We start from the raw sequence: 19,366 nt of genomic DNA, 5'->3' as shown, positions 1-19,366 counted from the left end.
GAATCGGAGAAATAGATGCAGACGTAAAGCTTTGTCTTCCGGCTTATTTCAGAACGCGGATGCCAGGGCCGGCCAGGGTGCCGCCAACCGGTGCATACAGGGACGTCGCGCCGTTGAAGAACATGAAGTTCGGGGATGTGGACACCGGAATGACGTCAGACGAGGTGAACAGTGCCTGTTCCGCTTCCTTCCAAACCGAGCAGGATTCCTGCCCGGGCAGAACCGAGGCCTTCGCCGCCAGTTCGGTGTACTTCGGATTGTCGATCGACGCGAAGTTGACACCCGACGGTGGGGTGGGGCCGGCGAAGTACGGAACGAAGATGCTGGGGGTGTCGCTCTGGACGGTCAGTCCGATCGAGATCGACCATGACGTCAGGTCTTTCGCCGCGAACGTGTTGGAGATGATGAAGTTGTTGTCACCGCCGCGAAGCTCTACCTTCGCACCGAGCTCCTGCCACTGCTTCATTGCGTATTCTGCTGCTGCAGAAGTGGTGTCGCGGTAGTTGGCAAAGATGACCGTCAATTGCAGCGCTTGACCGTCCTTGGTCAGGACACCGTCGGATCCGGGCTTCCAACCGGCGTCCGCGAGAGTCTTCTTCGCCGCGGCCATGTCGAACTTCGGAACTACACCGGTGACGCTGTCGAAGTCGCACGCCCGCGGATCGACTACTGCCAGTGCCGTAGCGCGTGAGCCTTTGCCGCCGGTGTTGATGTCCGTGTAATCGTCGAGATCGATCGCCTGTACGAGTGCGGTGCGTACCGCCTCGTCCTTGGTGGGGAGAGCCGCATTGTGGTTGAAGATGAACTGTCCGCTCAGGGTGTTGGACGTCATCGATTCAAGGCCGGAAGCTTCCACACGTTCGATATCCGCGCCGGCAACCGGGGCCGCGTTGACCGTTCCGGTGAGGACAAGATTCGCCGTCGTCGCGGCGTCGGTCACGACCTTGATCGTGACCGTCTTGGGCACTCCGAGTGTGTCCGACGTGGTTTCGCCGTTCGGCCCCCAGTTGTATCCGTCGCGGCGTTCGAGCGTGACGTGATCGTTGGCCACTACTTCGGTGATCTTGAACAGTCCGGTTCCGTTGCTGCTGCCTCGAACACTGGCAGGGTCGTCGAGCGCTGCCTGGCACGCCAGCTTGAGAGCGCCGATGCGCTCGAGGAGGAAGGGCGCGGGTTCCGTTGTCTTGATCGTGAGCTCGTCACCATCAGCGGTTGCTACTGCAGTTTCGGGTACGGATGCTCCCAACCACGGCGAGCCGTTGGTCTTGTCGACGACCCAGTTGATGTTGTTCGCTGCAGTCTGGGCAGTGAAGGTCGTGCCGTCTTCACACGTGATCCCCTTTTTGAGGGTGAAGTTCAGCGAAGTTCCGTTCTCGCTCCATTTTTCGGCCAGATACTGGCCCGCTGCGCGGGTTTTGGGGTCGATGGCCAACAACGAGTCGTTGGTATAGCTGTTGATCGCCTGCGTGGCAGTCAGATTGGTGATCAGGGGATGAAGGTTGCCGGGGTCGGTGTTCACGATCGTCGTGAAGCTGCCGTCCTTGGCGTAATCGCCGGAAGAATTGCCGCCAGGATCAGAGGTGCTTCCGCACGAGGCAACCGTGAGAACGCCGATCGTGACCAGAGCCGCGGTGGGCACTGAGCGAGCTTTCATCTGATGCACCTTTTGATCGAAGGATGTCGTTGATCAATGTTGCGCGAGTGACGTGGCCCAGGTCTCGTTGAATCGACTCATGCTGAGTGCCTGAATCTGTCGGATCGTCACAATGGGTGGTCGTCGTTTCTTGCCGCACCACGGTTCGGCTACCGTCGGAGTGTGCGCTCAGAATCTCGTCGATCAGATATCCAGACCTTCCATGTCATGGATGTATGGAAGGCCGCGACCGAACGTCAGCGGACACATGGTGACGTCCTGACGTTGGCTGCCGGTCAACCGTCGACGCCCGCTCCTGCACCGGTGTTGCGCGCGACGCGAGAGATTCTCGGCACCGAACTACTCGGATACACCGAGACTTTCGGGATCCTGCCGCTGCGCGAAGCTATTGCGCGCTACCACAGTGAACGCTCGGGAATCGCCGTCGACGCCGAAGACGTGGTGGTGACGACCGGTTCGTCCGGGGCGTTCACCTTGCTCTTCCTCGCCGCGTTCGACGAGGGCGACACCGTCGTGGTTGCTCGCCCCGGATATCCCGCGTACCGCAACACCCTTGCCGCGCTCGGCTGCAACGTCGTCGAACTCGACTGCGGGCCGGCAACTCGATACCAGCCGACGGTGGAAATGCTCGAGGCTTTGCCGTCGCCGCCTGCCGGTCTGATCGTCGCCAGCCCCGCAAATCCGACGGGCACGGTGATCTCGCCCGAGGAGCTCGCTGCATTGGCGACGTGGTGCGAGCAGCACGGCACCCTTCTGATCTCGGACGAGATCTACCACGGCATCGGGTACGGCGATCAGCACACGTCGAGCGCCTGGGAGACCTCGCGCGAATCAGTTGTGATCGGCTCGGTGTCCAAGTACTTCTCGATGACCGGTTGGCGGCTCGGGTGGATGTTGGTGCCGACGTACCTGCGACGTCCGCTGCAGAGACTCGCGTCGAACATGACGGTGTGTCCGCCCGCGATCTCGCAGTACGCCGCGATCGAGGCGTTCTCGGACGAGGCGAAGGTCGAGTTGGACGGGCATGTTCAGCGATACGCAGTCAATCGTGAACTGCTGTTGACCGGACTGCCGAAACTGGGCATCACGGAGTTGGCCCCTGCCGACGGCGCGTTCTACGTCTACGCGGATATCGGCCACCTGTGCGGTGACGAGGGCGCCACCGCTTGGTGTGCGCGGTTGCTGACAGATACCGGGGTCGCGTTGGCACCCGGAATCGATTTCGACACCGTCCACGGAAACCGGATGGTCAGACTTTCGTTCGCGGGCGCGACAGCCGACATCCAGGAGGCGCTGATTCGCCTCGAGAAGTGGCTCGGGTAACAAACAGCAGGGTCTTCGAGCTGTTTCGCCATGCGGAGGTGCCCTCTGCTGGCACGATGTCGTGGTGTCTTCTGCAGCTACGCCCAAGGGCGAACGACGTCGCCAAGCTCTGGTGGCGTCCGCTGCTGAACTATTGCTGGAGGGCGGGTTCGACGCCGTTCGTCACCGAGCGGTGGCAACCAGGGCCGACCTTCCACTGGCTTCGACGACGTACTACTTCGACTCACTCGACGATCTGATCGCGTGCGCCGTCGAGCTCAACGGCAACGCCGACATGGAAGCAATGCGCGCCAGAGTGGCTGCGGTGACCCAACGTCGGCGGGGCGCCGAATCAACGGTCGAACTGCTGGTCGAACTGCTGCTCGGAGACGAAGAGAAGCGTCCGGAGAGCCGCGAGCGTTTGATCTCGCGCTACGAACGATTTGTCGCGTGTGCCCGTCATCCCGCACTTCGCGACGTGCAGTTGCGCCTACGCGCCCAGCTCGACGACCTGTTGACCGATGCGCTTCGACGCTCGGGCCGCTCGGCTCCCGAGGGGCAACTGCGTCGTCTCGTTGCGATGGTCGACGGCGCGATGATCACGGCTCTGGGGGAGTACGACCCGGACCCACGGGGGTTGGCCAGGGGAATGCTCTTGGAATCGATCGACGTGATGGCGCCGCCGGTCTAGCTCGGTCTCTATCGGGGGTAACAGCACTGCTTGGCCCCCGTTAGACTGAGGCCTCGTGAGCCGCATCCCGAATGTCCTTGCCAACCGATACGCCAGCCCTGAGCTTGTCGCTCTGTGGTCTCCCGAGTACAAGATCGTGCTCGAGCGTCAATTGTGGGTGGCGGTGTTGCGTGCGCAGGCAGAGTTGGGCATCGACATTCCGGCCGACGCCATCGACGACTACGAGCGCGTCATCGACAACGTCGACCTCGAGTCCATCGCGGACCGCGAGCGGGTCACCCGCCACGACGTGAAGGCGCGCATCGAGGAATTCAATGCACTCGCCGGTCACGAGCAGGTCCACAAGGGCATGACCAGCCGTGACCTCACCGAGAACGTCGAGCAGCTGCAGATCGTGCGTTCACTCGAACACGTCTACAACCACGGCATCGCCGTCGCCGCCCGCCTGGGTGAGCGCGCTGCCGAGTACTCGTCCATCGTGATGGCCGGCCGCTCACACAACGTCGCAGCTCAGGCCACCACCTTGGGTAAGCGTTTCGCTTCCGCCGCCGACGAGCTGCTCGTCGCGCTGACGCGTCTGCGCCAGCTGATCGACCGCTACCCGCTGCGCGGGATCAAGGGTCCGATGGGTACTGCTCAGGACATGCTCGATCTGCTCGACGGCGATGCGGCCAAGCTCGATCAGCTCGAAGCGAAGGTCGCCGCGCACCTCGGATTCGCGCACGTACTGACCAGCGTCGGCCAGGTGTACCCGCGTTCCCTCGATCACGACGTCATCTCCGCGCTCGTCCAGGTCGGCGCGGGCCCGTCGTCGTTCGCACACACGATCCGCCTGATGGCCGGCCACGAGCTGGTCACCGAAGGCTTCCAGCCCGGCCAGGTCGGCAGCTCGGCGATGCCGCACAAGATGAACACCCGCTCGTGCGAGCGCGTCAACGGACTGCAGGTGATCCTGCGCGGATACGGCTCCATGGCAGCCGAGCTCGCGGGTGCACAGTGGAACGAGGGCGACGTCTTCTGCTCCGTCGTGCGTCGCGTCGCTCTGCCGGACGCGTTCTTCGCGATCGACGGCATGTTCGAGACCTTCCTGACCGTGCTGATCGAGATGGGTGCCTACCCGGCCGTCATCGAGAAGGAACTGACGCGGTACCTGCCGTTCCTCGCCACGACGCGCGTGCTGATGGCTGCCGTGCGCGCCGGCGTCGGACGCGAGACCGCACACGAGGCGATCAAGGAGAACGCCGTCGCAGTTGCACTCGCGATGCGTGAAGAGGGCAAGGAGCCCGATCTGCTCGATCGCCTCGCCGCCGACGACCGTCTGCCGCTCGACCGCGCCGCACTCGACGAGGCTCTGGCCGACAAGGCAGCCTTTGTCGGCGCCGCGTCTGCTCAGGTCGACGCCGTTGTCGCCGAGGTCCGGAAACTTGTCGACGCCAACCCCGAAGCTGCGGCGTACGCGCCGTCGCCGATCCTGTAAGGGCTACGCCCCCGTGCGCCTTTTTGGTAGTCACCACTACCAAAAAGGCGCACAGGGGCGGAGACCATGAACTGCATCTTCTGTTCCATCATCGCCGGTGATGCCGAGGCGAGTGTCGTCTACGACGACGCGAATGTCCTTGCCTTCATGGATATTCGGCCGTTCACGTCCGGTCATCTCCTGGTCGTGCCCAAGCGTCACGCCAGCGGATTGTCCACGCTCGACGCCGACGACGGTGCCAGGATCTTTGCGGTCGCGCAGAAGATCGCCGCGGCGATGCGTACTGGGCCTCTCCCCATCGACGGAGTGAATCTGCACCTCTCCGACGGAGCTGTTGCGGGGCAGGAAGTCTTCCATGTCCACCTGCACGTCATTCCGCGAAATCGCGGCGACGGCTTCGGCCTGCGTGCACTACCTCGCACACCCAATCGGGCAATTCTCGACAGCACGGCTGCTGTCATTCGCGACGCACTGAACTAGCGGTTCACCCGGTGCGGGTGATTCGCGCTGAGGTTTCTCCCCGCACCATCTGGGTATGGCCGACATCGAACTGACGTATTCCTCCGGAGTTGTCCCCAGAGACGGGGAGCTTCCCGCTCGCGAAAACATCGCAACGGTGTTCGACGAACTCGACTTCCAGACAGCAGTGCAGGCGTACTTGTGGGCCATCCCCATCGTGTCCTGGGCGCAGTGGATGGACGTGCATACCAACATCTTCGGAGCAACTGCGTCCGATATCGTCGTCTACCGCTCCTATCGTGACCGACTAGGCCTGATCACCGCCAACGCGACGACGCCGTACATCTTGAATTTTTTCGATCTCGGTACAACGGGTCCGTTGGTGATCGAGTTGCCGCCGGGGCCGACCGCCGGGGGCATCGCAGATTTCTGGCAACGAGAATTCGCGGTGCTCGGTGAGATGGGCCCCGATGCAGGCAATGGCGGCAAGACCCTGGTAGTCGGCCCAGGCCAGAGTGCCGAGGACACAGGTGAATACACCGTTGTCCACTCCCCGATGATGCACATCATGTTCGGCCTCCGCACGCTCGATCCCGACCCGGTGCGCTCAGGTGAGTTGGTCGACGCTGTCCGGGTGTACCCCTACTCCCATCGCGAGAATCCGACTCCCACACGACTGGTCTCACCGGACGGCAAGCCCTGGAGCGGAATTCAGCCGCGGGGCCTTCGGTACTGGGAACTTTTGCACGACATCGTGCAGGACGAACCTGTCGAAGAGCGCGACCGGTTCCCGATGGCGTGGCTTCGGCAGCTGGGGATGGAGAAGGGCAAACCGTTTGCCCCGGACGATCGCTTGCGGAAGATCTTGCAGCGGGCAGTCGAAGTAGGGGAGGTGTTCGCTCAGGCGAATGCGTTTGTCAAACGTTTCCCCGGTTCGCGCTACTGGCCGGATCGTCAGTGGGACTTGGCGATTGTTCTGGACAACTCTGCTCAGCGAGGCGGCGACTATGACGAGTTCTACGAACGCGCGTCGTGGTTCTACGAGGCAGTCAGCTTCTCCAAGGCGATGAAGAGTACGACGCCTGGACTCGGTCAGGCATATCTGGGTAGTTACTCCGACGCCGACGGCCACTGGTTGGACGGCGGAAACAGCTACACACTCCACGTACCTGCCGATGTCCCGGCAAAGCTGTTCTGGTCCGCGACGGTCTACTCGATCGACACGCGGTGCCTGATCGACAACGAACAAGGGCGAGGCGACCGTGGCTCGCGGGATCCCGATCTTGTTGTCAACGAGGACGGTTCGGTAGATCTCTACTATGGGCCGACCGCTCCGGAAGGGAAGGAATCCAATTGGGTTCAGACCATTCCGGGTCAGCACTGGTTCTCGTATTTCCGCTTTTACGGACCTCTCGAACCCTATTTCGATCGAACGTGGAAACTGGGTGACATCACGGCGGCCTAGAGCACACGCACCCAGATCACATGCCCTGAGATCGCACCTGTCTATTTCACGGACTACCGATCAGTTCGACGACGGAGTCCAGAAGAACACTGCGCCAGCACAACCAGTCGTGGCCACCGTCGAAAATTCGGTACGACGCTTGCGCTCCGGCAGCCTCCAACGCCTGGGCGACGGCTGCGCTGTGCCCGACCATGTCGGACTCGTGTTTACCTACTTCGAGGACAACGCGTAAACCGTCCGGTGCACCGTCGCGCTCGATGCGCGCGGCTATGTCTCCACCCGGCGGACCGTCCTCCCCGCGCTTCAAGCCGGTCGGCCACCAGAATGAACCGGACCCACTGGCGACCAGCGCGAAGTGTTCGGGAAACTCGAGTGCTGCGAACATCGAGGCCAGTCCGCCGAAGCTCTGCCCCGAGACCACGGTTCGCGTTCGATCAGACGAGAAGGGTGTGACGGCGCGTACTTGCGGGAGTAGCTCGTGGACGACTGCGCTCCAGTATTCGCGGTTGCACGGCAATTCTTGCGAACGGCGTTGATTGTCAACGGAATCGATGGCCAGCAGAACGCAGGATTTCAGCTTGCCGGTTTGGACCGCACGATCGAAGGCGGCGCCGGCAGGCATGACCTCGGCCCAGTGGCGCCCGTCGAGAAGTATCACGAGTGGACGTTCTTCGAGAGGTGTCAATCCGTCGTCGACGGTCTCGTAGATCCACACCGGCCGCTCGACGCCCAAAGCCGAGCTGTTCCAGTCGACCTGCACGGAATTCCTGAAAGCCGGAGCATCCCAGCCGAACTGGACCGGCGCCGAGGGCATCTCGGCGACGGAACGCCTTGTGTCCACGCCCGCGGAGAGTGGATTGAGTGGGTCGGCAATGCGGTGTTCGAGCAGCCCTAACCAGCGGGCACGGCGGGTCGTGTCCTCCTTGCCTGCTCCCGGATAGTCGAACTCGTCGACTACGGACTTCGGTACCGGGATGATGCTGTAACTGCTGCGCCAGGTGTTCGAGACTTCGGCGGTGTAGAACCACACCGGACTGTCGTCGATCCGCTGCATGACGCTCAGTTGTTCCGCGTGATGGTCGGTCAGCGAATTTGCATCCAGGTAGACGCGCTCGACCTCCGTCTCCTCGGGCTGACGCCAGAGGAAGGTGACTCGAACAGTCTGTGTATCAACACTTTCGATGATCGGCGTGCCTTGTTGCACTATCCGATTCCAGGACGTCTCGATGTCGGGCGAGGCCGCGAGGGTAGCGGACAATTCAGTCACCGCCTGAGTTAGCATGAGCACAGCCTAACCTAATTTGATGGGCTTTTGAATTCGAGGAGTGGTCCGCCAGTGGGCGTCACAATGAAAAAATCGCGCACCGTGAAGGTGCTCTCCGCAGTCTTGGTGGCAGGGTTCGCTCTCGCCGGCTGTAGTTCTGCGGATGCCGATTCCGGCACTGATTCGGCTGCATCGCAGGGCAATTGGCCGCGCACGGTGGAGACACCGAAGGGGCCGGTGGAGATAGCGTCGAAGCCTGAGAGGATTGTCTCGACCAGTGTGACGCTGACAGGCACGCTGTTGTCGATCGACGCTCCGGTGGTGGCTACCGCATCGACAGGGCCGAACACCGACGTGTCGGATGCGCAGGGGTTGTTCACACAGTGGGGTGACATAGCCGAAGAGCGCGGACTTGCCGTGCTGCCGATGGGAGGCGCGAATGCGGAATCCGTTCTGGCTCAGAACCCGGACCTGATCGTCGTCTCGGCGACGGGAGGCGACTCCGTCGTCGATCTGTACGAACAGTTCACGGCCATCGCTCCGACAATCGTGGTGGACTACGGCGGAAGCAGTTGGCAGGAATTCGCCGCCGTGCTGGGTGCAGCGACCGGTCTCGAAGACAACGCCGCGGCCACGGTCGCGAAGTTCGACAGCGCAGTAGAGGCCGCCAAGGCCAAGATCACACTTCCCCCGCAGCCGACCACTGCGCTGGTTTACTACGAGGACGGCAGCGGTGCCAACATCTGGACGCACGAGTCCGGGCAGGCGAAGTTGCTCACGGCTATGGGTTTCACGGTCGCCGACATTCCCGAGTCCGCGAAGAGCAGTGAATCGATGGGTAAGCGCAAGGACATCATCCAGGTCTCGGCCGAGAATCTCTACGACGGGATCGCGGGCAACACCCTGATCTTGGTCAGCGCCGACGACGGTGCGGTGAAAGCGGTCGAGGGACTGCCCCTGTTGGCTCAGCATCCGGCGATTCGTGATCACCATGTCTATGCCGTGGGGCTCGACACCTTCCGGCTCGACTACTACAGCGCAACCAATATGGTGAACCGGTTGGTCGAACAGTTCAGCTGATCCATAAGTACTAGTACTTTCACCCCGAACTAGTCCTTTGGTTGTAACCGAGATCGAACATTCCCTTCACGTTCGCCGAATGTGGGACCAAGTGGTGTGCGCATGCCACCATGAACGTCAATCATCGGATGTGGAATGGGGAGTGGATGTTCGACTCGGCTGGTCAGAATGCCCCGGGGCAAGTCCTGGCATCGCGAGGCTGGGGACGTTTCAACCTGAACAACCCGGCTACCGCGGCCGTGATCGTGGGCCTGTTGAGCGTGCCCTGGGTATTCGGCCTCGCCAGTCTCAAGTCGGAATCCGAGACGAGCAATCGAGTACTGAGCGATCCGGCAACCGTTGTCGGCATCATGGGTTTCCTGACAGCGTTGACCGTTGTGGCGTGTGCGCGCCGTCGGTACCCGATCGCGTACTACCTCCTGACGTTGGCAGGATCCGGCGGATTGATGCTTTTCCTCGGCAGTCGATCGCTGGGGGCCACGCCGCTTTTCTGGTTCGCGATCATGGCAGTGTCCATCCGGGTGACAGGCATGCGCCTGGTCGGATTACTGGTCGTCGGAATGGCGATGGACGTGATCATGGCGATGTATCTCACCGAACGGGACGGGCTGACGGTCGCCGAGGTTCAGGTGGGGGAGTTGCCTCACCTGTTCCTCGAGCCTGCGGCGAACACCGTCACGAGTTTTCTGGTCGTCGCAGCCATGGGAAAGATCGTCGCGCGCCTGCGAAAACAAGCAGTGGAGAACAGTCAGGCAGTAGCGGATCTGCACCGGGACCGCGAACGCAAGATCGCGAATGCCGTTGTCGCCGAACGGCAGGACATGGCACGTGAGTTGCACGACGTCGCGGCTCATCACATGACCGGCATGATCATCCAGGCTCGTGCCGCCGACAAGTTCTTCTCGAGCAATCCCGAACAAGCGCAAGCACTGCTGGGCGGCGTCATCGAGCAGGGTCAGCGGGCCCTCAACAGCTTGCGTCAGATCGTCGGGATACTCCGCCTGGGTGAGGAAGACCCCGACTTCCCGACGCCCATGGTCTCCGACATCGACGAGTTGGTCGATGACTGCAGGCGCACCATCTCGTCGATCTCGCTGGAAAAGGTCGGCCGCTTCGACGACCTGGACAGCGGAGTTCAGTTGACCTGCTACCGCATCGTGCAGGAAGCGTTGTCGAACGTCCTTCGCCATGCGCCGGGCAGCGAGTCGAAGGTGTGTCTGAGCCGAGAAGCCGGCGCGGTGAGGGTGCGGGTGATCAATACTCTCGGAAATTCTCGCCCGGCTTCCGACGGGCAAAACCTCGGAATTGTGGGAATGCGCGAACGCGCGACGCTCATGGGTGGTCAACTGGACGCCGGACCGAATTCGGAAGGTGAGTGGGCTGTGCAGGCACTGGTGCCGGTGAACGGGAGGATCAACGCATGATCGATGTCCTTATTGCGGACGACCAGCAGGTGGTGCGGCAGGGGTTCGAGCTGTTTCTCTCCGGACACCCCGAGATTCGCGTAGTCGGGCATGCCAAGACGGGAGTCGAGGCGTACGAGCAGGTGCGTGCACTGCGTCCGGATGTCGTACTGATGGATATCCGCATGCCGCACGGCGACGGGTTGACTGCGACCAGGGAGGTTCTTGCCGAGTTTCCGGCGACCCGCGTCATCGTGATCACCACGTTCGATCTCGACGAGTACGTTTTCGAGGCGCTCGACAGCGGCGCCGCAGGGTTCTTGCTCAAAGACGCCGATCCCGAGGAGCTCTCGTCGGCGGTGTTGACCGTGGCCGAGGGTGGCTCGGTCCTTTCACCGAGATTGACGTCGAGACTGATCGTGGAGTTCGCGCGGCGCAAGCCGGCACCGATGTCCACGGCGCGCTCCGGATCGGATCACGGCCTCAGTGCGCGTGAAATGGATGTGGTGCAACTGTTGGCACAAGGCTTGGGAAACAACGACATCGCAGATTCCCTCAGCCTCGAACAGAGCACGGTGAAGTCGCACATCAGCAACATCTGCAAGAAGCTACAGGTGCGAACCCGGGTGCAGATCGTCATCTGGGCGTACCGAAACAACGTGATCGCCGTATCGCGCTGACGCACGGGACGCTGCGGCGCATCCGACACGGCACGGGTAGAGAAGCACACGTGCCCCGGGTTCGGCCCCTCGTCGAACCCGGAGCATCTGTGTCGCTCAGCCCAGCAGCTTGGCTTTGAGTGTCATGACGGTCGCCGGGCTCAGGCCCAGGCCCTCGGTCAGGTAGCGATCGACCGACCCGTAGGTCTGGTCCAACTGGGCGAGGCCGGCATCGAGATAGCTTGCCTCGACACCCAATAGAGGCTCCATGTTGACGGCCATCTGCTCGCCCAAGCTCGCCGCGATGCCCGCGCGCGTGGCCTTCATGCCTTCGGCGGTGTACTCGTTGGTCAGCAGGTAGTCGTTCAAAATCACCGAGCGGTCGACGCCGGCGATGCTCAGCAGCAGAAAGGACGTCCAGCCGGTGCGGTCCTTACCTGCAGTGCAGTGGAAGACCTGTGCACCTTCGGTTTCCGCGAGGCCGGTCAGCAACTGCGCGAACCCGGCTCGCTCCGTCGCTCCGGTGACGAAGGCGCGGTTCATGTCCTGCATCATCGATCGTGAGTCCTCGGGGGACTTGATCTTCGCGACCATCTCGGCGATGTTCCCGGACAGGATCGGAATGTTCTCGTACGCAACACCGTCGGGCAGGACGTCCGGCTTGCTGGCGATCTCGGGTGCCGTGCGCAGATCGTAAACCTTTGTCAGTCCAAGCTTTTCGAGAATGCTCATGTCATCGCCCTTGGGCGTGATCGCGTTCGCACGGTAGAAGACTCCCTTGTTCACGGGCAGACCGAAAGTTCCCGAGTATCCGGCGCCGGTACCTGCGACATCGCGGAAGTTGTCGATCCCGGTCAGCCGGGGGGCGTCTGGAGTTTGCTCGGCACTGCCGAAGCTGCTGGAGCCTAGATCGAGTGAGCCGAACTGTGGAGCCGAGGGGGCAGGTTCGGCGTGTGCGATCGAGGCGCCGAAACCGGTGATGAGAAAGCTACTGGTCAAGGCAATGGCCGCGGCAGACCGTAGTGAGCAGGTGCGCGTGGATCGGGACATGTCTGAGCCCTTCGTCGAGCGGTGAGAGTGGCGAGTCGATGAGGTATCGCGAAGGCAAGGTAGCGAGTTCGAGTGTCCGATTCGAGAAGAATCTTGCTTTGCTCCCTCTCAGTGGGAGGCGTGCTGCTGTGAGTGTGAGCGGCGCGGGAGGCACAGTTCATTCCTCGAGACCTGTGTTTGTGCAAACACTCCCTTCACTGATATTGGTTAGCCTCACCAAATTAATTCCGGAGCAGTTCCGGTGTGTCCAGATGGAGTTCAAGATGCGGGTTCAAGGTCTGTCGCGGGTTCGCCGCGCAGTGGTGATCGGTGCAGCAGCCGCGTTGGCGGTAGGCGTCGCCGGATGCAGCAACTCCGAGGAGGCGTCGACCGAATCTTCGACGACGGCCGCGAGCTCGCAGACCCGTGTCTTCGAGGCACAGAACGGATCCATCGAGATCCCGAGCGATCCGCAGCGGATCGTGGCCTGCGGATACGCGGTTCTGCCGTTGATCCAGGCAGGAGCAAATCTGGCTGCGGTGTGCGAGTGGACACGTGAACTCGGCAACATGGACGACAAGACCAAGGCCGCTTACGAAGCTCTGCCGAAGGTCGCACCCGACGGCAACGTCTCCCAGCTCAACTACGAGGGAATCGTCGCTGCCGAACCCGATCTGATCATCATGGGTGTTCCGGCTCGCGTCGAAAGCCAGTTGGACATGGCTCAGCTCAAGGCTGCTGCTCCGGTCGTCTTCCTGGGGCCGACGGTTCCCGCTGATTGGCGCGTGTTGGGTGAGAAGTTCGCCGACGCCGCCAATGTTTCCGACACATACGGTGAGTTCAAGGGCGAGTACGACGCTCGCACCGCCGAATTGGCCGCGAAGTACAAGGACAAGCTCGGCTCGCTCACCTTCGGAGGCGTGTGCAACGTCTGCAAGCCCGAGGCCGGGACGTTCTCCCGCGAATACGCGTCTTCGTACACAACCAATCTCTTCGACGGACTCGGCCTGCAGTTCCCCGGCACCCCTGCCGACCCGGCTGACATCCACAACGAACAGGTATCCATCGAGAAGATCGGCGAGAATCTCGGAAATGTCGACGTGATCGTCTACGGCCTCAACGCCGACGGCTCGATGTCTCCGCAGCTTCAGGAACTGGTCAATTCCGAGCTGTGGAAGGAACTGCCCGCAGTGAAGGCCGGCAACGTCGTCCAGGTTCAGCATTCGTTGGCAGCGACCTATCAGACGGCTCTTCTGACGCTGGATTCGATCGACGAGGGCCTGTCGAAGCTGCCCGCAAACCAGTAGTTCATCGACTGTGACGGTGGCCTCTCGCCCAGTGGCGAGGGGCCACCTGCATATCCGGATGAACAGGGCGGACAGCTCTCCGAACGGCGAGGACGCTCACCTGTCCCGGCTACCGGGGTTCTGTACGAACTGCGAACGCCCGATAGGGTGACCGGGTGCGTCCTACACTTGATTCCTACACTCATCTGGCCGGTGGCAAGGTCCGTGACCTTTACACGATCGACGACGAGCATCTGCTGCTTGTCGCGAGTGATCGGATCTCGGCCTACGACCACGTGCTCAGCACACCGATCCCGGACAAGGGCCGCGTTCTCACCGCGATGAGCGTGTTCTTCTTCAACGTCCTCGGTGGCACCAACCATCTGGCCGGCGAGCCCGACGACGATCGCATCCCGGAAGAGGTGCTCGGCCGCGCTCTCGTCGTGCGCTCCCTCGACATGGTTCCCGTCGAATGCGTCGTCCGTGGCTTCCTCACCGGCTCCGGCCTGGTCGACTACAACAACACCGGTGCAGTGTGCGGCGTCGCATTGCCCGAGGGACTTGTCGAGGCGTCGCGGCTGCCCGACCCGATCTTCACCCCGGCATCCAAGGCGGCTCTCGGCGATCACGACGAGAACATCAGCTTCGAGCAGGTAGTGGAGAAGGTCGGCTTGAAGCTGGCCGTGCAGCTTCGCGAGGACACTCTCGACGTCTACGCCCGCGCCTCCAACTTCGCAGCCGATCGCGGAATCATTCTCGCGGACACCAAGCTCGAATTCGGTCTCGACTCCGCTGGAAACCTCGTGCTCGCCGACGAGGTGCTCACCCCCGACTCGTCCCGCTACTGGCCCCTCGAAGGTTACGAGGCAGGCAAGGTGCAGCCCAGCTTCGACAAGCAGTTCGTCCGCGACTGGCTCACGAGCCCCGAATCCGGTTGGGATCGAAGCTCGGACACGACACCGCCGCCGTTGCCGCAGGAAATCGTCGATGCGACTCGCGCTCGCTACATCGAGGCGTACGAACGCATTTCCGGGTTGTCCTTCGACGATTGGGTCGGTCCCAGCGCATGAGCCTCGTCCCGCCGGTCGCAAAGAAGGTCCCCACCGAACGTACCCATCACGGACACACGTTCGTCGATGACTACGAGTGGCTGCGGGACAAGGACAATGCCGAGGTAGTCGCGTACCTCGAAGCCGAGAACGCGTACACCGACCAGCAGACAGCCGCTCTCGAGCCGTTGCGCGAGAAGATCTTCCAGGAGATCAAGTCGCGGACGCAGGAAACCGACATGTCGGTACCCACACGCATGGGCAAGTGGTGGTACTACTCGCGCAGCGTGGAAGGCAAGTCGTACACCGTCCAGTGCCGGTGCCCCATTGCCGGTGAGGACGACTGGACTCCGCCCAACCTGACGCCTGGCGTCGAGTTGGCCGACGAGCAGATCCTCATGGACGGCAATGTCGAAGCCGAAGGACACGAGTTCTTTTCACTCGGCGCGTTCTCCATCAGCGAGGACGGCACGTTGCTCGCGTACTCGGTCGACATCGTCGGCGACGAGCGGTACACCTTGCGGTTCAAGAACCTCGAGACCGGCGAAATGCTGGCTGACGAAATTCCCGACACCGCACCCGGCGCCACCTGGGCAATCGATCACAGTCACGTCTTCTACATGACCGTGGACGACTCCTGGCGTCCGGACACCGTGTGGCGTCACAAGCTGGGAACGCCGCAGAGTCAAGATGTTTCGGTCTTCCACGAGCCCGACGAGCGCTACTGGGTTTCCGTGGGTTCGACTCGCAGCGAGAAGTATCTGATGATCTGGGTCGGATCCAAGGTGACCAGTGAAGGCTGGATGCTGGAATCGGCGAATCCGGAAGGCGACTTCCGCGTCATCATCCCGCGTCGCGAAGGCGTCGAATACGGGGCCGAACACGCGGTGATCGGGGGAGAGGACCGCTTCCTCATCCTCCACAACGACGTCGTCGACGGCGTCAAGGCCGAGAACTTCGTGTTGGTGGAAGCTCCGGTATCGGATCCGACGAACATGACGACGCTGATCGAGCACAGCGCCGACGTTCGTCTGGAAGAAGCCGAAGCGTTTGCCGGACACCTCGTCCTGAGCTACCGCCGCGAGGCTCTCACTCGGGTTGCCGTGTGGCCGTTGACGGCCGACGGCTACGGCGAACGTCACGAGATCGACTTCGACGAAGAACTCTTCAGCATCGGGATGGGGTCCAACCCGGAATGGGCGCAGCCCACCCTTCGGCTCGGCTTCACGTCCTTCATCACTCCCGGGCAGGTGTACGACTACTACGTCGCCAGTGGTGAACTGGCACTGCGTAAGTCGCAGCCCGTTCTCGGTGACTTCGATGCGAGTAATTACGAGCAGCGCCGCGACTGGGCGGTGGCCGACGACGGCACCCGCATTCCACTCTCGATCGTCAGACGCGTAGGTGCACCCGAAGGTCCCGCGCCGTTGTTGTTGTACGGCTACGGTTCCTACGAGGCGAGCATCGACCCGTCGTTCTCGGTTGCCCGGCTGTCGTTGCTCGATCGCGGTGTCGTCTTCGTCGTCGCACACGTGCGCGGCGGCGGCGAGATGGGCCGTCACTGGTACGAAAACGGCAAGACGCTCACCAAGAAGAACACCTTCACCGATTTTGTCTCTTGCGCAAAGCATTTGATCGATACCGGAGTCACAGCCGCTGATCGTATGGTTGCCGACGGTGGTAGTGCGGGTGGACTGCTGATGGGCGCTGTCGCCAACCTCGCTCCGGAACTGTTTGCCGGCATTCTCGCCAACGTTCCGTTTGTCGACCCGTTGACGTCGATTCTCGATCCGTCGCTGCCGTTGACGGTCATCGAGTGGGACGAATGGGGAGATCCGCTGCACAACAAGGACGTCTACGACTACATGCGCTCGTACAGCCCGTACGAGAACGTGGAAGCCAAGGACTATCCCGCGATTCTCGCAATCACGAGCATCAACGACACCCGTGTCCTGTACGTGGAGCCGGCCAAGTGGGTCGCAAAACTGCGGGCCACGAAGACCGGTGACGCTCCGCTGCTTCTCAAGACGGAAATGAGCGCCGGACACGGCGGTGTCAGCGGTCGTTACGAGAAGTGGAAAGAGGTCGCGTTCGAGTTCGCCTGGGTGCTGGACACCGTGGGCGCGAACTAGCTTCTGTATCAATCAGGTTCGGTGACCCACAGGTTCGGTGACCCACAGGTTCGGTGACCCACAGGTTCGGTGACTATCAGGTTCTGCGGTAACGAACTTGAGGGCGCCCCGCGCGCCCGTACTCGGTCTCCCGGGTGAGCATGCCGTCGTCTGCCAGTTTTTCGAGGTAGCGCCAGGCTGTCACCCGGGACACGCCGACCGATGCTGCCACCTCGGCGGCGGTCACGGGACCTTCCGAATCCCTGACGGACGCAGCGACGAGTCCGAGCGTTTGAGACGCAAAGCCTTTCGGTGCCGCTGCTCGATCGTCGGACGTTCGCAGTGCGGACATCGCGCGGTCGATGTCGTGCTGGCTGACCGCAGACTCTCCGGCGGGAAGTGCTGCACGATATTCGAGGTAGCGCTCGAGCTTGTCGCGGAACGCTGCGAAAGTGAACGGCTTGAGAAGATAGAGCACGATCCCGCGAGCCACGGCGCTTCGAACCACCTCCAGATCTCGCGCCGAGGTAACCGCGATGATGTCCGGACTCGGGCGCAACCCACCGAGGGCGGAAGCCACGTCGAGGCCGCTGGCGTCGGGCAACCCGATGTCGAGCAGGACCAGGTCGATGGGCTGGTCGGTGGCGTTGGCCGCCGTAACTGCACGCACGGCGGCGTTCCCGGAATGAACCACACCGTGGACCACGAACTCCGGCACGCGCTCGACGTAGGAACGATGCGCCTGCGCGATCAACGGTTCGTCGTCGACTATCAGGACGCGAATCATCGGGGTGCTTCCGCTTCGCGCAGCGGGATGCGGACCACCAGCATCGAGCCCATCGCCGGTTCACTGGACAGCGTGCCGCCGTGCCGTTTCACCACTTGAGAGACCAGTGCGAGTCCGAGTCCGCGAGAGCCGGATTTTGTGGAGTAGCCACGGCCCTTGGCCTTTTCGAGAGCTTCGGGTGTCATTCCCGGGCCGCTGTCGGCGACGGCAACAACCATCATCGAATCCTCTTCCATTACCGTCACTTCCACCCACGGAGACTCGCTCGCGCGTGATGCGTCAATAGCATTGTCCACGAGATTGCCGACCAGCGTGACCAACTCGCGTGCATTGAGTGAAGGCACCGGACCGAGCGCGGTGTCTTCCGTGATGGTCAGGTCGACCCCGCGTTCGGCCGCTTCGCTCATTTTTCCGAGCAACAGTGCGGCCAGCGCCGGCTCGTGAACCGCATTCATCAGACGATCGATCAGCTGCTGAGACACCCGCAATTCGTTGGTGGCGAAGGCCACTGCGTCTTCGTTTCGCCCCAACTCGACCATCGTGATGATGGTGTGCAGACGATTTGCGCTCTCGTGGGCTTGAGAGCGAAGCGACTCGGCAAAACTACGCACCGAATCCAATTCTCCGAGTACGTTCTGAAGTTCGGTGTGATCGCGAATTGTCAGCACGGTGCCAATTCTGTTGCCCTCCCACTCAACCGGGTGTTGGTTGACCACCAGCACACGCTTGTCGGTGAGGTGCACTTGATCCTTGGCGGGCGATGCGTCGTCGACTCGCAAGGTCTCGGGGATGGACGAAAGCGGGACAGGTCCTTCCGGCAGGTCGAGGAGTCGACGTGCTTCGTCGTTGACGATGTCCACTTTCGCGTCCTTGCCCCGGCCTCGGCCGATCACCACCAACCCCTCACCGATGCTGTGCAGGACGGCGTCGTGGTGCTCGAACATGGTGCGGAGTTCGTCGGGAGCCATTCCCAGGGTCTGTCGCCTGATGCGCCGACTCACCAGAAGCGAACTCAAGAGCGCGGCAAAAAGACCGCCGGCAGCAACGAACAGGATGACCGGAACACTTTGGGCGAATTGCTTGCTGATCTGTTCGCGGGTGACACCGGCAGAAACCAGACCCACCAGGGTTCCGCCGGAATCGTAGACGGGAGTGACGGCGCGGATCGACGGCCCCAGCGACCCGGCGTACGTCTCCGTGAAGGTCGCGCCGGCGAGTGCGCGGTCGATGTTCCCGGTGAACAGTTGACCGATCAGCTCCGGGCTCGTGTGGGTGAACCGAGTGCGATCCGGCGCCATCACCACGATGAAATCGACGCCAGTTGCCTGTCGGATTTTCTCGGTCTGTGGTTGCAGGGTCGCGGTCGGGTCTGCACTCGTCAGGGCTGCCGCCGTCGAATCCGACAGGGCGAGAGTCTGCGCTATCGAGCTCACCTGCCTGCGGATCGCGTCGTCGCTGTCTCGGCGTTCGTCGACAACTGCGAGCGCGGCCCCCACGCCGATGACCAGCGCCAACAACGCCAATTGCAGGATCAGGATCTGCCTGGCGACGCTCATACGTCGGCCGGTCTTTCGTTCGACCATCGAGCGCCTCCTGAACGTAATGAACACAAACTTCCGGGCCCACCTGTTTGCAACAAGAATTCTCCAC

The 19,366-nt window shown here is 62.2% G+C and carries 16 protein-coding genes; 11 read left to right on the top strand and 5 right to left on the bottom strand.

Going from position 1 to position 19,366, the window contains the following annotated elements; translation table 11 throughout:
* Nucleotides 1-43 precede the first annotated feature (43 nt).
* On the bottom strand, nucleotides 44-1,654 hold the full coding sequence (locus ACFT1A_RS22660; RefSeq protein ID WP_378448853.1) for an ABC transporter substrate-binding protein: 1,611 nt from the start codon (nucleotides 1,652-1,654) through the stop codon (nucleotides 44-46).
* Between the two features lie 162 nt (nucleotides 1,655-1,816).
* Between ACFT1A_RS22660 and ACFT1A_RS22655 the strand changes: the two genes are divergently transcribed.
* The 5 genes from ACFT1A_RS22655 (at nucleotide 1,817) to ACFT1A_RS22635 (ending at nucleotide 7,048) form a co-directional block, all read left to right on the top strand.
* Nucleotides 1,817-2,977: a pyridoxal phosphate-dependent aminotransferase gene (locus ACFT1A_RS22655; RefSeq protein ID WP_378448852.1), complete on the top strand. Its 1,161-nt coding sequence runs from the start codon at nucleotides 1,817-1,819 to the stop codon at nucleotides 2,975-2,977.
* A 64-nt stretch (nucleotides 2,978-3,041) separates the two neighbouring features.
* Entirely contained in the window at nucleotides 3,042-3,647 is a 606-nt protein-coding gene (locus ACFT1A_RS22650; RefSeq protein ID WP_003945736.1) for a TetR/AcrR family transcriptional regulator, read from the top strand.
* 55 nt (nucleotides 3,648-3,702) lie between these two features.
* Entirely contained in the window at nucleotides 3,703-5,124 is a 1,422-nt protein-coding gene (purB, locus tag ACFT1A_RS22645) for an adenylosuccinate lyase (protein ID WP_378448851.1), read from the top strand.
* A 66-nt stretch (nucleotides 5,125-5,190) separates the two neighbouring features.
* Nucleotides 5,191-5,604: an HIT family protein gene (locus ACFT1A_RS22640; RefSeq protein WP_378448850.1), complete on the top strand. Its 414-nt coding sequence runs from the start codon at nucleotides 5,191-5,193 to the stop codon at nucleotides 5,602-5,604.
* Nucleotides 5,605-5,659: 55 nt separating this feature from the next.
* The gene (locus ACFT1A_RS22635; RefSeq protein ID WP_378448849.1) at nucleotides 5,660-7,048 is read left to right on the top strand and encodes a DUF1254 domain-containing protein; all 1,389 of its coding nucleotides are present in this window, start codon (nucleotides 5,660-5,662) and stop codon (nucleotides 7,046-7,048) included.
* A 46-nt stretch (nucleotides 7,049-7,094) separates the two neighbouring features.
* On the opposite strand, the gene fes is transcribed toward ACFT1A_RS22635, so the two are convergent.
* The gene (gene fes / locus ACFT1A_RS22630) at nucleotides 7,095-8,330 is read right to left on the bottom strand and encodes an enterochelin esterase (protein WP_378448848.1); all 1,236 of its coding nucleotides are present in this window, start codon (nucleotides 8,328-8,330) and stop codon (nucleotides 7,095-7,097) included.
* Between the two features lie 66 nt (nucleotides 8,331-8,396).
* Here fes and fepB point away from each other — a divergent pair, with 66 nt between their 5' ends.
* From fepB to ACFT1A_RS22615, 3 genes are all read left to right on the top strand, one after another.
* Nucleotides 8,397-9,392, top strand: a complete 996-nt coding sequence (gene fepB / locus ACFT1A_RS22625) for a Fe2+-enterobactin ABC transporter substrate-binding protein (RefSeq protein WP_378448847.1) — start codon at nucleotides 8,397-8,399, stop codon at nucleotides 9,390-9,392.
* Between the two features lie 110 nt (nucleotides 9,393-9,502).
* Nucleotides 9,503-10,816, top strand: coding sequence for a sensor histidine kinase (locus ACFT1A_RS22620; RefSeq protein WP_378448846.1), 1,314 nt, complete (start codon nucleotides 9,503-9,505; stop codon nucleotides 10,814-10,816).
* On the top strand, nucleotides 10,813-11,475 hold the full coding sequence (locus ACFT1A_RS22615) for a response regulator transcription factor (protein ID WP_317828398.1): 663 nt from the start codon (nucleotides 10,813-10,815) through the stop codon (nucleotides 11,473-11,475). Before ACFT1A_RS22620 ends, ACFT1A_RS22615 begins: the two co-directional genes overlap by 4 nt.
* A gap of 96 nt (nucleotides 11,476-11,571) precedes the next feature.
* Here ACFT1A_RS22615 and ACFT1A_RS22610 read toward each other — a convergent pair whose 3' ends face one another.
* Nucleotides 11,572-12,504, bottom strand: a complete 933-nt coding sequence (locus ACFT1A_RS22610; RefSeq protein ID WP_378448845.1) for a tyrosine-protein phosphatase — start codon at nucleotides 12,502-12,504, stop codon at nucleotides 11,572-11,574.
* Nucleotides 12,505-12,755: 251 nt separating this feature from the next.
* Here ACFT1A_RS22610 and ACFT1A_RS22605 point away from each other — a divergent pair, with 251 nt between their 5' ends.
* The 3 genes from ACFT1A_RS22605 to ACFT1A_RS22595 all read left to right on the top strand — a co-directional run bounded on the left by ACFT1A_RS22605 (nucleotide 12,756) and on the right by ACFT1A_RS22595 (nucleotide 16,950).
* Entirely contained in the window at nucleotides 12,756-13,790 is a 1,035-nt protein-coding gene (locus ACFT1A_RS22605) for an ABC transporter substrate-binding protein (RefSeq protein WP_378448844.1), read from the top strand.
* A 155-nt stretch (nucleotides 13,791-13,945) separates the two neighbouring features.
* Entirely contained in the window at nucleotides 13,946-14,839 is an 894-nt protein-coding gene (locus ACFT1A_RS22600; protein ID WP_050655449.1) for a phosphoribosylaminoimidazolesuccinocarboxamide synthase, read from the top strand.
* Nucleotides 14,836-16,950: a S9 family peptidase gene (locus tag ACFT1A_RS22595; RefSeq protein ID WP_378448843.1), complete on the top strand. Its 2,115-nt coding sequence runs from the start codon at nucleotides 14,836-14,838 to the stop codon at nucleotides 16,948-16,950. The genes ACFT1A_RS22600 and ACFT1A_RS22595 overlap by 4 nt, the downstream gene beginning before the upstream one ends.
* 76 nt (nucleotides 16,951-17,026) lie before the next feature.
* On the opposite strand, the gene ACFT1A_RS22590 is transcribed toward ACFT1A_RS22595, so the two are convergent.
* Together ACFT1A_RS22590 and ACFT1A_RS22585 are read right to left on the bottom strand one after the other, a co-directional pair.
* Nucleotides 17,027-17,716, bottom strand: a complete 690-nt coding sequence (locus ACFT1A_RS22590) for a response regulator (RefSeq protein ID WP_003945570.1) — start codon at nucleotides 17,714-17,716, stop codon at nucleotides 17,027-17,029.
* A complete protein-coding gene (locus ACFT1A_RS22585) occupies nucleotides 17,713-19,299 on the bottom strand; it encodes an ATP-binding protein (protein ID WP_378448842.1) in 1,587 nt (528 codons plus the stop codon). Before ACFT1A_RS22585 ends, ACFT1A_RS22590 begins: the two co-directional genes overlap by 4 nt.
* Nucleotides 19,300-19,366: the final 67 nt, after the last annotated feature.

The sequence above is a fragment of the Rhodococcus sp. NPDC057135 genome (assembly GCF_042670865.1).
Lineage (GTDB): Bacteria > Actinomycetota > Actinomycetes > Mycobacteriales > Mycobacteriaceae > Rhodococcus_F.
Note: the sequence above shows the minus strand (reverse complement) of the source record. Positions and strands in the feature narration are given on the sequence as shown.

Coding starts and splice junctions, on each gene's coding strand:
- ACFT1A_RS22660 (WP_378448853.1), bottom strand. CDS start 1,654: ATGAAAGCTCGCTCAGTGCCCACCGCGGCTCTGGTCACGATCGGCGTT.
- ACFT1A_RS22640 (WP_378448850.1), top strand. CDS start 5,191: ATGAACTGCATCTTCTGTTCCATCATCGCCGGTGATGCCGAGGCGAGT.
- ACFT1A_RS22635 (WP_378448849.1), top strand. CDS start 5,660: ATGGCCGACATCGAACTGACGTATTCCTCCGGAGTTGTCCCCAGAGAC.
- fes (WP_378448848.1), bottom strand. CDS start 8,330: ATGCTAACTCAGGCGGTGACTGAATTGTCCGCTACCCTCGCGGCCTCG.
- fepB (WP_378448847.1), top strand. CDS start 8,397: ATGAAAAAATCGCGCACCGTGAAGGTGCTCTCCGCAGTCTTGGTGGCA.
- ACFT1A_RS22620 (WP_378448846.1), top strand. CDS start 9,503: ATGAACGTCAATCATCGGATGTGGAATGGGGAGTGGATGTTCGACTCG.
- ACFT1A_RS22615 (WP_317828398.1), top strand. CDS start 10,813: ATGATCGATGTCCTTATTGCGGACGACCAGCAGGTGGTGCGGCAGGGG.
- ACFT1A_RS22610 (WP_378448845.1), bottom strand. CDS start 12,504: ATGTCCCGATCCACGCGCACCTGCTCACTACGGTCTGCCGCGGCCATT.
- ACFT1A_RS22605 (WP_378448844.1), top strand. CDS start 12,756: ATGGAGTTCAAGATGCGGGTTCAAGGTCTGTCGCGGGTTCGCCGCGCA.
- ACFT1A_RS22595 (WP_378448843.1), top strand. CDS start 14,836: ATGAGCCTCGTCCCGCCGGTCGCAAAGAAGGTCCCCACCGAACGTACC.
- ACFT1A_RS22590 (WP_003945570.1), bottom strand. CDS start 17,716: ATGATTCGCGTCCTGATAGTCGACGACGAACCGTTGATCGCGCAGGCG.
- ACFT1A_RS22585 (WP_378448842.1), bottom strand. CDS start 19,299: ATGGTCGAACGAAAGACCGGCCGACGTATGAGCGTCGCCAGGCAGATC.